This window comes from Phycisphaerae bacterium (assembly GCA_019636475.1).
In the GTDB taxonomy this organism is placed as follows: domain Bacteria; phylum Planctomycetota; class Phycisphaerae; order UBA1845; family UTPLA1; genus JADJRI01.
Genome location: JAHBXN010000001.1, coordinates 529,528 through 542,785, shown reverse-complemented (window position 1 = coordinate 542,785; position 13,258 = coordinate 529,528). Strand labels below are relative to the sequence as shown.

Genomic DNA, 13,258 nt, shown 5'->3' with positions numbered 1-13,258 from the left:
AAATCGGTTGGAGGAAAAACTCCCATGCCTCAATACGAACACAGTGATCTTCGTCGCATCTTTGATCAGGCACTTGCATTGCCTGCATCCGAGCGCGCGGCGTTTCTCGATAGCGCTTGTGGGGACAATCGATCTCTGCGCGAGGCGGTCGAGAAATTGCTGGCCGGCCATGACAGTGCCGGGTCATTCCTGGAATCCCCCACGATCAAGGATATTCACGATTCGGAGGAGACGATCAGTTTAAATCAGGAAACGATGCAAATGACTCGTCCGATTCGGGAAGCTCCCGGCGCGGAAATCGGACCTTACAAGCTGCTTCAGGTTATTGGCGAGGGGGGATTCGGCCTGGTGTTTCTGGCCGAGCAGCGCGAGCCCGTCAAACGGCGCGTCGCGCTGAAGGTCATCAAACTGGGCATGGACACAAAGCAGGTGATCGCGCGGTTCGAGGCCGAGCGTCAGGCGCTGGCCATGATGGATCACCCCAACATCGCCCGTGTTTTCGACGGCGGCGCGACTGCCACGGGGCGGCCTTATTTCGTTATGGAGTTAGTCAAGGGGGAGCCGATAACGGACTTCTGCGACAGGCACAGTTTCTCAATTCGGCAGAGGTTGGAATTGTTCGAGCAGGTGTGCACGGCCGTTCAGCATGCTCATATAAAGGGAATCATTCACCGCGACATTAAGCCGAGCAACGTGCTTGTCAGCATGCAGGACGATCGGCCGGTGGCGAAGGTGATCGACTTTGGCATTGCCAAGGCGACCAATGCGCAGTTGACGGAGAAGACTTTTTTTACAGAACACAAGCAGATGATTGGCACGCCGCAATACATGAGTCCGGAGCAGGCGGCGGGGGATCCGAATATTGATACGCGGAGCGATGTGTATTCGCTGGGTGTATTGCTATATGAGCTTCTGACCGGAACGACTCCATTCGATGCGAGGCGACTGCGATCAGCCGCATTCAAAGAGATCCAGAGGATCATCTGTGAGGTCGAACCACCGAAGCCATCGACGCGGCTGAGCGAGACGCTGGATACATTGCCGAGCGTAGCCGCCCGCCGCGCGACCGAGCCGAAGCGGCTTGGCACGATCATCCGCGGCGAGCTGGACTGTATCGTGATGAAGGCGCTGGAGAAGGTGCGGGAGCGACGGTACGAGTCCGCCACGAGCATGGCAGCCGATATTCGGCGTTACCTCGTGGGGCAACCGGTTCTGGCGGCCCCACCCAGTGCGATGTACAGGTTGCGAAAGTTTGTCAGGCGCAACCGCGCGGCGGTTGTTGTAGCGGCCGCGATCGTCATCAGCATTGTGATCGCCGGGGTGAGCATCGTGCGGGCGCGCATGAAGGATCTGGAGATAGCTTATTTGCAATTGGAAAGGGATAAGAATCGGGAGCGACAGGCGGAAAATGATTTGTTTTTCGGCGTTGTCTTTGGATCCGTCCAAGAAGAAACACTGGCGCTGGAGCTCGTTCGTCAATCGGAGCCCGCTGTACGGTCGTCGTCTCTGCTGACTTTAGGCACATACGAGGATAGGAAGATATCCCATGCATTAACAAACGGCGTGGACGTACTGACCTCAAGAAATTGGGATCAAATCCCACATGAGCGACTGACCAACGTTCTTACTATTTGCGCTCAGCTACTGATCCGCTTGGACAAAGGGATCGAAGCGGGCAGGGCAGCCGATCGAGCGATCACGATTCTGAGACAGCGCGGGGTCACCGAGGATCACACGCTCATTTCGAGTCTGAATATTTTGGCCTCGTCGCAGCAGTCAAAACGGGACTATGTGAATGCGGAATCGAATTTCAGAGAGGCTCTGGCGATTTGTCGTCGAATCTATTCGGGTGATCATCCTGACACGGCCGAAGTAACGAGCAACCTGGCGCTGTTGTATCAGGCGCAAGTTCGACATGACGAGGCGGAGCCGCTCTTTCGAGAGTCGCTGGCCATGTATGAGCGGCTGTATCCGCAAGGTCATGCCGATGTAGCGACGGCTGTCAAGAATCTTGCATCTCTTAAATATGCCAAGGAACAGTTGGATGAGGCAGAACGATTGTTTACGCAGGCAAGTGACATGCGCCGAAGCATCTACCGGGATGACCATGCCCTGTTGGCAATGAGCTTTTTTAATCTCGCTGCGGTGAGGCTTGAGCTGGGCCGCGCGGCCGATGCCGAAAACGTGGCTCGCGAAGCGTATGAAATGTGCAAACGGCATCCGGACTGGCGATCAGACGTCCGTAGGGATGCTTGTGCGACGTATTTCGAAGTACTCAAGGCCTTGGGCAGGACCGATGAAGCCATGCAGGTGATCATCGATTTCGATCCGCCGGTGGCCAAGGAATTGCCTGACACGAATCGGGCTTCGTTGCTGGCGGTTTATGCGTCGAAGTTGCTCTCGCTTCGTCGATCCGATGCGTCGGCCGCGGCCGTTCCCATGCTGGATGAATGCGCGGCGATTCGTCGTGCAGCATGGCCGGACGGCCATGAGCGCGCATGGCTCGTGTACAATGCCATCAGCCTTCTTGGCGAAGCCTATCTTGGCGAGGTCGGGGTCTTCGCAATCGAATCCGGCGGCAATTCAAAATCTGAACCATCGAAATCAGGGAAGACCGGTGATCCAACACCTGCATTCAATAGAGCGGAGCCGTTGCTTCTTTCTGCTTGGGAGTATCTCCGGAGTAATACAGACGTGCCGTCCGAGAAGCAAATCAAGGACATTCGCCGTCGAGAGGCACTCGCTCGGGTCGTGCTCTTGTATGATGCCTGGAGCGCGGCGCAGCCGACCGCCGATCGCATGGCCACGGCGGCCATGTGGCGGGATAGGCTCGCAGAATTCGATTCTTCGTTGGAGAAGTGAGGTGTTTACGGCAACTTGTTTGCCTACGCGGTGCCCCCAGGTGAATCTATCGCGATTTCCCCTTTGGGCTATCCCGTGGCGGCGCGCGACCGACTACCATTCAGTCGATTTCGACCGCTCCCATCCCGAAGAAGAGGTCGCTACCTCTCAGGATTCGCCTGAGCAGGGAAACAGTCACATCTTGAGATTACGGTCAGATGCGGTCTCTGGAGCGGATGTCGATCGAAAAGTGAAACAGCCGCCGATGGGACTCGAACCCATGACCTGCGGTTTACAAAACCGCTGCTCTACCAACTGAGCTACGGCGGCGGCGTGGCAAACCGAATTATATCGCGCGAATCCCATTCATCCACCGATCAAGTTTTCGCCGTCGAGCGTGGTCGGCCGGCGATTTGGATGTTTTCAAGAATCAGGCTGTTGAGGTCAACGGTTCCCGGCGTGTGTATAGCGAATTTACTATCGATTCTGCCTCGAACCTGCTTGTCCAGGGGGTAGATTGGATTAGTGAAAGTTGTCAGCGGCCCATGATGCCGGAATCGATAGATGTAGTACCGCTGCATTTTGACCAGATCAAGGAGCAGCGGCGGATTCCAGAACTGGGCATCCAGCCTTTGTGCGGCGATTCCAAGTTCGGCAAAGAGAAACAGCATCCACGAGTTGGGCTCCGCGACCGGATACGTATTCCCGGCGGCATTGAAGGGAACCCTGGCTCCAAGGGTGCCGGCAGCAAACTCCAGCAATGCTGCACCGACGTGTTTCTCTGGTTCCCACTGATCCAGGTTGCGCGCCGCCGCCCGGAAGACGTCCGATACCAGCTGGAGGTCGTCGTTTTCTATTTTTGGTGGCGGCGTCGTCGAGGACTGCCTCGCTTTGAGATTTCCCACCAGGCCGGCTTGTAATCGCTCCACCGTTTGTAAGCGCAGCTGAATTTCGCTGGGTGTCAACTCCGTTGCGAACTCGAGAAACTGTGGGTTCGTCATTCGGTCAAGATCGAAGAGGAATGCATGTTGACGCTTTTCAATCCCCCGTGCTTTGCACACTATTTCCCTTCGCCCATCAAGTATCGCCTGAAACTCCGCGGGCAACTCCGGCGCACGAAAGTAATCAGCCGGGGAGACTGGGGGTTGATTTGACCAATTTACGGTCAGCAATTCGGGCGGTTCGCCGGAATAATGAACCGTGAATATGACTTCGTGCCTCGCCGGGCACGCCGGTGCAAACTTGAACTCTCTGAGAAACCCATCGTTCTGCGACGATGACGATGCTGGCATCGTCTTAATGTGGCCGATGACAGTTCGAGTCGGAGCGAACAGCAAGGATACCGCGTGGCAGTCGCCCGCTGCTTCATTCCGCTGTTTGATTTTCGTCACGCAATCGGACATTGTCATACTCGGGTAATGATCCAACGGCACCGCACCCACATGCTCCGAGGGTCTGGGTCGTTGCGGGGGAAATTCCAGTCTTGCGAGCCTCTCCGGTTGATTACGACGCGAACAGGCACCTCGATACTTTCGTGTTGTCCGCCGGCCCCTGTGTTCCAGGGTCCGTGTGTGCTGCTGAACGCTTCGACATCACTGACATCTAATGGATTGCAGCCGAAGTCCGCGGCAATCTTGTCGCGCATTGAGTCGAGAATTTTCTTGTCCAGTTCATTCAAAAAATTTGTCGGGGTCATGTTCCTGAGCGTGAAACGCCACCAATCTATCTGGGTTGTCAGATCGAATCGATCAACGAACTCCTGATCGTATCTACGATCGTCGTCTTTGAAGTAGAGCCACATATGAACGAGATAGTCTGACATGTGAAGTTCCTTTCAGTTTTCTGCAAGAGTCATGTTGTCTTGTTCCGATTAGAATGCCCTACGAATCGCAGCTTACGTATTTTCGGTATTACTCTCTCGGTTTGTGCAATGCGCTCCGCGCGCAGCGAAAACCAATCTTCATCGACCAGGCTGGCTGACTCCGGCCTGACGCATCCACAACTTCCATCGGATAGCTTCGGCTGTTGGCCAGGTCCCATTGGTCGGGCAGATTCGCCCACGAAGCACCTTTCAGGACAACCTGCCCCATGATCTCACTGACGACCGTCTCCGTGAATTCGCTGACATTGGTTGCGCCGTGAAACAGGCCGACCGAGCTTTGGAGCGACTGGTCGGAACGAACCGGCCGAGTGTTCGCGATGTATTCAGCAATTGCAACGCTCATGTTGATCGAGGAAGACCGCTCAGCTGCATCAATCGAGGTGATCCGCAGTTCAGTTGGGCTCTGGCTTCCCCATGGCACCAGCCGGCCATCCGGCCAGCGCATCGCATGCTCCCACTCATCTGCCGTGGGAAGCCGTTTCCGAACGAAACGGCAGTAGGCGTTGGCGTCGTCCCAGGTCACTCCCACGACCGGACGATCATCGAGGCCCGGTTCGAAATCGGGATTGTCCCAATGGATGGGACGCCGGTGACCGGTCGCTTCGACAAAGCGCCGGTATTCCGCGTTGCTGACTTCCGCCAAATCGATATAGAAAGGATCCAGTTGGACCGCCCGGAGTGACTGCGAGCCGGTACGACCAGGCACGCCGGACATGACCTGACCAGCCTCGAAATAGGCCATGTTCGGATCGTTGGGAATCAGCTTCGGAGGCGGCATTTCAATCGTGCGTTCGTCGCCGGTCGTCGTGATCAGCAGCGTGGCTTCGCTGAAGCCGTCACCCGAAGTCGCCGTGAGACGATAAAGGCCGGTCGGCAGGTCGAATTTGACAGGCAGGTTGCCCATGTCCATCGATTTGGGAATGCTGGCGGTGGAACCGCCAATTGGCCGAACCCATAGTCGCGCATCCTGATCCTCGCACGTAGCGAGAATGTGTGACATGCTCCGTCGAGTCTGGGCGACGACGTTCCACGACAGCAATGCAATGGCTGCAAGCAACGCAGCGATGACTCCGGCGACAACACGGCGCCGGTGGCGTCGAACATAGCGGACAATCCGGTGCTTCAATCCGGGGGGTCTGGCAAGAATCGGATCGTTGGTGAGGTAACAGCGCAGATCTGCGGCGATGTGGGCTGCCGTCTGGTAGCGATCATGGGGTTGCTTCTCAAGGGCTTTGTGACAAATCGTTTCGAGGTCCTGCGCGATGGAGCGATCGATCGTACGCAGCTTCTGGGGCTCGACGTACATCACCGCTTGCAGAACCTGATGAATGGTTGGTCCGTCGAATGGGAGTCGAAACGAAAGTAATTCGTACAGCACAATGCCCAGCGAGAAGATATCGCTGCGCTGATCAACCTGCGTTTCCGCGATGGCCGCCTGCTCCGGGCTCATGTAGTGCACGGTGCCGATGACGCCGGAGTGGGGACTTGGCACTTCGTCGTTTACGTGCTTGGCGATACCGAAATCCGTCAGGCGCGGCCCCCGGTCATGGTCCAGCAGAATATTGGACGGCTTTACATCGCGATGGACGATCCCCGCCCGATGCGCGCAGTCCAGCGCATCCGCAATGACCGCCAGAATCTCTGCGGCCTGCTTGTGCCAGTCTCGGGCGTCTTCATGCGGCCGTGCCCGAAACTCATTCCGCTTGCTTTGAATCAGCCCGGCGAGCGTTTGACCTTCCACCAGCTCCGAAACGATGAAGTAGTCTTCGCCCGACTGACCAAACTTGAAAACAGGCACAATCGCGGGGTGCTTGAGCGCTGCGGCGCTTCGGGCCTCTTCGCGAAAGCGCGCGAGGGCGTGCTCGGAATTGATCTTGTGGCGCGCCAGAACTTTCAGCGCGACACGGCGTCCGAGTATCGCGTCTTCGGCAAGATAGACGACCCCCATGCCTCCCTCACCCAGCTTGCGGATGATCTTGAATTCCTCAATCTGGGATGGGAGCTCGGCGGAAGTCTCGGTCGTATTGACCGAAACGCTCAGCAGGTCCTCGTCGGCCTGCTGATGATGCTCGATCAGTGATCGGATTCGCTCGAGAGCGGCATCGTCCGGGCACGCCTCCTTCAAATACGCCTCGCGCTCGGCCCCGTGAAATGTCAGAGCGCGCAGGAAGACCTCCTTCTCGTTCCAGCTTGAATCGCCCGGCCGTGTTTCATCCGATGCTGCCATTATCGTAATAGCCGAATTTTCAGCCCGTCGTTGCGCGAATTCTTAATTTTTAGGTCTCAAGTGACCCCGAAGCGCCGGATTCAGGGATGGGCCAGTCGCTCGTGCAGCCAAGCCTTGGCATAGTCCCAATGTCGCCGCGTCACCGCGAACGTAGTGCCCATGGCCTCGGCGATCTCTTCCAGTGTCAGACCGGAATAGAACTTCATCAGGACGACGTGGGCGGCGGCTTCGTCGATGGCGCCGAGTTCACTCAGGGCCTGATGCAGGTCCATGAAATCGATGGGGTGGGGCAGCGGTTCGAGCGAAATCTCGATGAGCGGTACCCGGCGCATCTCGCGACCGCGCTTTAAGGCGAGGTCCGCGCGGACCCGCTCCACGAGCACGTCGTGCATGGCACGGCTGATGATGTAGAAAATCTCCGAGCGATCGCGGGCGGCGATCGGTTCCTTGGCCGCCAGGCGGGCGTACGCCGCATTGACCAGTTCGGTTGCTTGAAGTACGCCGCGCCGGTGACGTGCCAGGTGCATTCGCGCAACGGATTTCAGGTCGGAATAGATGTGCGCGAACAGGCGGTCTGGCGCATTCGGCAGCCCATCGCGGACGTCCTTAAGAAGTGACGTAACCGTACCCACACTCTCTCCGAACTGACCCGGCAACTGGGATCATTGTACGGCGAAAGGGCTTCGTGTTGCAACAAATCTGAACTGCCCCCGAATCGAACGGTGCCGCCGCGGCGACGCTCTTTGAGTGGGTGCTTTGTTTGAAGTGAGGTGCGCGGCGTGCAGGATTGACGCGGCGCATGAACAGAGCGCGATTCCCGGTGTCGCGGAAACAAGTGGAAGTGACTTACCCGTTCATCGTGACGGTCAGTGGGTGATTGAAGCTGTTTCGGCCGACACGGATCGGCCCCTTTCCGGCGCGTGCCGCTTGAGCCAGGATTCGACTTCCTCGACATGAAAGCCGAATGGCCCTGGTCCGCCCGCATAGGCGATGCGGCCGTCAGTGCCGATGATGAACATCCGCTCCGGCCAGCCGGCGTACAATTCGTCAACGGCATTGTCGATCGTGTCGACGACGCATGGCATGGTCAGTTTCAGCCGCTCACAACACGATTGGGCGATCTCATCGCGCCGCGACTTGGTCGTTGGCTGTTCATAGACGACCTTCTGCTCCTCGTTGATGTCCATTTGCCACCCGTCCGATGGATGGGCCTCGGAAACATAGACGAACAGGAAGTTCGCTCGATCCTTGTAGTTCTGATAGACCGACTCGATAGCGCCAGACTGGCGCCGGAAAGGAGGTCAGGTGAAGCTGCCGAATATCAGCACAAGCGGACGAGCTTCGCGAAACTCGCTCATGCGAATCGTTCGAGCGCCGTCCAGCGTCGCAAGGGCGAAATCAGGCGCGGGTTCTCCGATGGCCGGGGCAGGCCTCAACATCAACCGTTTGGTGCGTTCCCAGTCCGGCACGCGCTGATCGGGCGGCAGGGAGTCCTGTCGTTGAATGAATGACGCAACTGGGTCAGGCGACTGGCATCCGCCGAAAGCCCCGGACAGGGCGACCAGAACGCCGACAACCGCCGCGCGCTCGGTCAGGGCGGACCGGCGGCGTGGATCTAATCGGCTCAGACTGCGATGGCTCATTCGTTCATCCTCGTGCGAGCATGGCCTTGAGTAGTCGAATCTGCCCGGCATGATATACATCATGCGAAGCAATGCCGTGAATCAGCTTGCGGTAGCGTACTTCGCTTCCGGGCAGGCGTATACCCAGACGACGCGGCGCAACCTCCGCAACGGCCGCTCGCAGCCCGGCGTGCTCGGAATCAAGCAGCTTGAGGATGCTGCGCCACGTTTTGTCATCCAGCGAATCCGGCAGGACAAACCAATTGCTGCCCTTGAAGGGAAAAGACCCGCGCTTGTCGCCGCGAAGCCTGCGTCGCACGGCGTACTTCCAGTATCCGCAGTGTATGACCAGTTCAGCGATCGAGTGTCTGACTCCTGCCGGCCGGGCGGAAGCCTCGGCCGCCGTCAGGCCTCGAAGGATGCCACGAAGATTCGGCCCGTGCCATGCCTTCCCGCCGAAGGCATCATCGATCATTTCGAGTAGCAATTCAATTTCGCCGCTTGCTGCTTTGGCCATATCGATACCGCATCGCCCAAGACGAGGACTGCTAGGTTCTCCTTACCGCCCAGTCGTGCATGATAACGGATCGGCAGGCCGAAATGCTGGAAAGTCCGCCGTTTATGGTTTGATGGTTGGCGAATCCCCGTTCGCGCGGGCACGCGCGATACAATGAAACGCTGGAGGCGATTGGGCCGCTATTCTTCGAGGAATGCCCGCAGCATCCATGCCATTTTCTCGTGCTGCTCCATCAAGCCGGTCAGAAAGTCATTGGTCCCCGCGTCGCCGAACCTGCTGCCGCAGGCTTCAAGGTCGGTGCGAAGCTGGCGAATCAGCGTCTCATGGTCGGCCAGGAGATTGCCGACCATCGATCGGGCGTTCGGGAACTTGCCGGGCTCTTCCTTGAGGCGTGCGAGCTTGACGAATTCGGTCATTGTACCGGGTGACTTGCTGCCGAGCGTGCGAATTCGTTCCGCAACCGCGTCGATCGATTCTTCAAGAAGATTGTATTGCTGCTCCAGGAATTTGTGCAGATCGTTGAACTGGGGCCCGACCACGTTCCAATGGTAATTGCGCGTTTTGACATAAAGCACGTGCTCATCCGCCAGCACAGCGGCGAGAATTTGCGAGACAGCCTGCCTGTTCGAGTCGTTGATGCCGATGTTGGGAGTCATGCGCTCATCCTTTCGGTTCCGGGTGTGCGTGACCTGACGTCGCGCCGCGGCACCGAAGACCTTGGCGCGAACGTAACGATCGGGATTCTAGTCTATTTCCCCGTCGGCTTCCGAATCCAGTACATGTAATCCAGGTCCACTGATATACCGCCGGCCCTGCGAATCATGTTGACTGCCTGAGCACGATGATGGACCGAATGAAGAATGCCTTGAATCAGCATGTCCGACAGTGTGGCGGTGAACAGGTCGCCCTTGGAGTCGCGATAGGTGATTTCTCGGCCAAGAGACTCGGGCTTGACTGAATCGATAAACGCCGCGCGGATGCCGCTCACTTTGGATAGTCGTTCCCCGATCTCCTTCGGAGACAGTCGCTCGGCCTCGTCAGGCCATGCGGTCTCTGTTCGGCGTTGCCAGCGCTGAAGCCAGACATGCTCGCCTGCCCACAAGTGCATCAACGTCCGGCGCAGCGAACCCGGGCCCATCTCGACGGGCGTATCAAGCTTGTCGTCGCTGAGCGGTGCTGCTGCCATTATGAGCTGGCCGTTCGCCCAGTCACTGTAGCGGAACAGTTCCTTCGCCGCGTCCATGTTGAGCATTGCCATCGGCTCCTGAATGTCATGGCGGCTGCCAAGACTCGCGGCGCGCCGCGAAGCAGGTCAATTCGGACGTGCATGGACGCTCGCCGCGTGCTGACGGCGCGACCAGGCGATCAGATCGAGCGTTCCGATTGTGACGCCGCTGTGACGCAGCATGTTCACGATCTGAGCGCGATGCAGTGTCGCATGGACGCACAGTTGCAGCATCGATTCACCGAGACGGAAGAATAGGCGGATTCCCTCGGCCGGCTGGGCCAGAATCTCCTTCATGAGTGATTCGTCCGTCTGCTTTGAGATGTACTCGTTGCGTCCGGCCATACTACGGCTCCATTGCTCGCGAAGTTCGGTAATGGTCGTTTCCTTCGGCAATTCGTGGAATCCCGGTTTTGATCCCTGGGTCCAGTTTTCCAGCCAGTTCTGGTCAGCCGCCTGAAGGTGCAGGAGCGTGCGCCGGATCGACCCGAGTCCGATGTCGAATCGGCGGTCGAGTGCGGCATCGGAAAGGCCGGCCGCCGCGTCGAGCACAAGTCCGCTCGCCCAATCGCTGTATGTGAAGTAGGTCTGTAGCGCGGCAACTTCGAATCCGCACGACGTGTCCAGCTCCAGACCGACCTGTCGACCGAATTTCTCCAGTTTCTCGCGCGTGGACGCATCGGCGATTCGCACGGTCGGTCTGGCGACACGCATGAAGAGATAGTCGATGTTGCTCAGTTTCCGGCCGCCGCGGCTGATCATGTTGGCGACTTGCGCGCGGTGATGGATGCCATGATTGCAGCCGTGCATGAGGATGTCACGCAGGGGATTGCGCCACGGGTTCCCCTTCATGTCGCGGTACTCCACCATGCGGTCAAGTGCTTCGGAGTCAACGGACTGAAGCCACCGCGCCCGCACATCGGCAAGCGCCGAAATAGCGGTGCGAACCTCCGACACCGAGTGGAGCGATTCCGGGCTCGGCAGTGCCTCGGCATCGGCACAGCCAACGCGGACGCCCCAGATGCGTTCCGCGAAATAAATATGTCGCAGGGCCTCGCGAATCAGGCCGGGACCGATTTCATATTGCTGATCCAGCAGGGCGTCTGACAACTCCGACGCAACGCCCAGCACGACATCATTGGCCCACTCGTTGTATCGATACATTTCGCGGATGGTTTGAATGGACACCGAGCGCTCCCGATTTCCTGGCAACGGTCAAATCCGTTGCAACCTAATACGACCAGAATGCCAGAGCCGCCCACGGCCAGGCGAATTGAATCACAACCGCTGCAACGGCGACATAAACCGCAGCCTGTGCTGTTCGTACGGACCCCGCGGATTCGCCGGCCGCACGTGCGGCATGACTCCAGTGAAAAGCAAGTGGCAGACTCAGGATGATCACGCCCAGACCGAGCGTCGATAGGGGGTCGCCTCAGCAATATGCCATCCGTAGCGTCGCGCCGCCGAAGGCTGTAGCCGACGCGATGATCGATCTTATCGCGTGTTTCATCGCTGTAATTCTCACCTTGCTTTCAATGCGGGATTATTGTCTTCTCAATCCGCCCCGGCAATCCGTTCGCGTGACTCTGCCCGGCATTGGTTTTTTACGCCAAATCCGCGCAGGGGGTTTTTCCAAAAAAACAGGCCCGGCGCTTGCGTGCGCCGGGCCTGTCGCGTTGTGCGGTTGATATTCGGAGTCGAAGGGCGCGAATTACATCTTGGTCGCGACAGCCTTCGTGCCGTTGACGGCCTTTGCCGCTTCGAACTGCGCCTTCGCCAGCTCGACGCGGGCCATCAATTCGCAGTCCATCTGCTTCTTGCCGACGACGTACTTGACCTTGCCCTCGGACTTGGCCGTCGGGCAGACCTTCGACGCACAGTCGACTTCCTTGCCGTCCACGATGTACTTCATCGACACGGTGTGGATCGCGGTGATGACCTGTTCGCGAGCCTTGGCGGCTTCGTCCCAGGTCTTGTAGGTGTTGCCGGCGACCATGAACTTCTGATCTTTCGCAGTCTTGCACATTTCGGCGCAGGTCTTGGCGTCGATCACGGCCATCTTCTGGCCCTGCGGACCGCAGCAATCCTTGCCGTCACCGGTCTTCGAAACGCAGCCCTTGCCGCAGCCTTCCTTCTTCTCTTCGGCGCTGGCAAGCTTGCCCTTCGTGGCGCAGCAGCTCTTGCTGTCTTTCATCGCGACCTGCTCGCCTTCCTTCTTGGTGCAGGTGGCGGGCTTGTCATCGGCCGAGGCGAGTTTAGCCTGCTTGTCGCCGTGGCAGCTTGCTCCGGCCGAGGCGGTCTTCATTTCGCCGCCCTTGGTGCAGGCCGACGCGGACTTGTCCGCGCAGCACTTGGCGCCATCATCGCAGACGTAGTAGGTCTTGCCGTCCATCACGCATGCGATCGTCGCGAAGTGCTTGACGAACATCTCGGAGTTGTCGGCCAAGGCAGCCCAGGCCTCGCCTTCCTTCTCAAACTTCTGACCGGCGACGGCGAACATGACCTTCGTGTTCGACTCTTTCGCCATCTTCTCGGCTGTCATGGGGCACTCGACGCTCTTGTCCCCGACCATGCGCACCATGTGGGGGAATTCTCCCGGCTCACTGCAGCCTGAAGCCGCCTTGGTGCAGGATGCGGTTTTCTCGCCGCCTTCCTTCTGGCCGGAGCAACCCGGGCCGGCGGCCATCGCCGTCGAGATACCCAGGCTACACGCCGCCAAACATGCCAACAAAGTCGTGATTCGTCGCATTGATACTTCTCCTGTGATCAAAAGTGAAAACTGAATTCATTCGCTCGGCGACCCCGCGGCCACCAGTCATTTTCATTCAAGCGTTTGGGTGTTGAGTTCGATCCACCGCATATCGCGGCGGCGCAGGCGCTCTTCTCCTCCAGAACGTCCCGGTTTTCGCAACAGTTCGGGGCTATTATAGCGATTTCGCTGTTC

12 protein-coding genes and 1 tRNA gene are annotated in these 13,258 nt (G+C 58.3%); 1 reads left to right on the top strand and 12 read right to left on the bottom strand.

Going from position 1 to position 13,258, the window contains the following annotated elements:
- Positions 1-24: 24 nt before the first annotated feature.
- Complete coding sequence (locus tag KF841_02195) at positions 25-2,862, top strand: serine/threonine protein kinase (protein MBX3394157.1); 2,838 nt, start codon at positions 25-27, stop codon at positions 2,860-2,862.
- Positions 2,863-3,098: 236 nt separating this feature from the next.
- Here KF841_02195 and KF841_02190 read toward each other — a convergent pair.
- From KF841_02190 to KF841_02135, 12 genes are all read right to left on the bottom strand, one after another.
- Positions 3,099-3,171 (bottom strand) — tRNA-Thr (locus KF841_02190).
- Positions 3,172-3,218: 47 nt separating this feature from the next.
- Positions 3,219-3,842: a hypothetical protein gene (locus KF841_02185; protein ID MBX3394156.1), complete on the bottom strand. Its 624-nt coding sequence runs from the start codon at positions 3,840-3,842 to the stop codon at positions 3,219-3,221.
- Positions 3,843-4,246: 404 nt separating this feature from the next.
- A complete protein-coding gene (locus KF841_02180) occupies positions 4,247-4,663 on the bottom strand; it encodes a hypothetical protein (protein MBX3394155.1) in 417 nt (138 codons plus the stop codon).
- A gap of 88 nt (positions 4,664-4,751) precedes the next feature.
- Positions 4,752-6,950 (bottom strand): SUMF1/EgtB/PvdO family nonheme iron enzyme, encoded by a 2,199-nt coding sequence (locus tag KF841_02175; protein MBX3394154.1) that lies wholly within the window; start codon positions 6,948-6,950, stop codon positions 4,752-4,754.
- Positions 6,951-7,030: 80 nt separating this feature from the next.
- Positions 7,031-7,582: a hypothetical protein gene (locus KF841_02170; GenBank protein MBX3394153.1), complete on the bottom strand. Its 552-nt coding sequence runs from the start codon at positions 7,580-7,582 to the stop codon at positions 7,031-7,033.
- 234 nt (positions 7,583-7,816) lie between these two features.
- Positions 7,817-8,224 (bottom strand): hypothetical protein, encoded by a 408-nt coding sequence (locus KF841_02165; protein MBX3394152.1) that lies wholly within the window; start codon positions 8,222-8,224, stop codon positions 7,817-7,819.
- A 27-nt stretch (positions 8,225-8,251) separates the two neighbouring features.
- Entirely contained in the window at positions 8,252-8,593 is a 342-nt protein-coding gene (locus KF841_02160; GenBank protein MBX3394151.1) for a hypothetical protein, read from the bottom strand.
- A gap of 4 nt (positions 8,594-8,597) precedes the next feature.
- Complete coding sequence (locus KF841_02155; GenBank protein ID MBX3394150.1) at positions 8,598-9,089, bottom strand: DinB family protein; 492 nt, start codon at positions 9,087-9,089, stop codon at positions 8,598-8,600.
- Between the two features lie 179 nt (positions 9,090-9,268).
- Positions 9,269-9,745: a DNA starvation/stationary phase protection protein gene (locus tag KF841_02150; GenBank protein ID MBX3394149.1), complete on the bottom strand. Its 477-nt coding sequence runs from the start codon at positions 9,743-9,745 to the stop codon at positions 9,269-9,271.
- A gap of 92 nt (positions 9,746-9,837) precedes the next feature.
- Positions 9,838-10,341 carry a DinB family protein gene (locus KF841_02145; protein ID MBX3394148.1) on the bottom strand — a complete coding sequence of 168 codons (504 nt, stop codon included), beginning with the start codon at positions 10,339-10,341 and terminating at the stop codon, positions 9,838-9,840.
- A gap of 60 nt (positions 10,342-10,401) precedes the next feature.
- Positions 10,402-11,502 (bottom strand): DinB family protein, encoded by a 1,101-nt coding sequence (locus KF841_02140; protein ID MBX3394147.1) that lies wholly within the window; start codon positions 11,500-11,502, stop codon positions 10,402-10,404.
- Between the two features lie 523 nt (positions 11,503-12,025).
- The gene (locus tag KF841_02135; GenBank protein MBX3394146.1) at positions 12,026-13,063 is read right to left on the bottom strand and encodes a hypothetical protein; all 1,038 of its coding nucleotides are present in this window, start codon (positions 13,061-13,063) and stop codon (positions 12,026-12,028) included.
- Between the last annotated feature and the right edge of the window lie 195 nt (positions 13,064-13,258).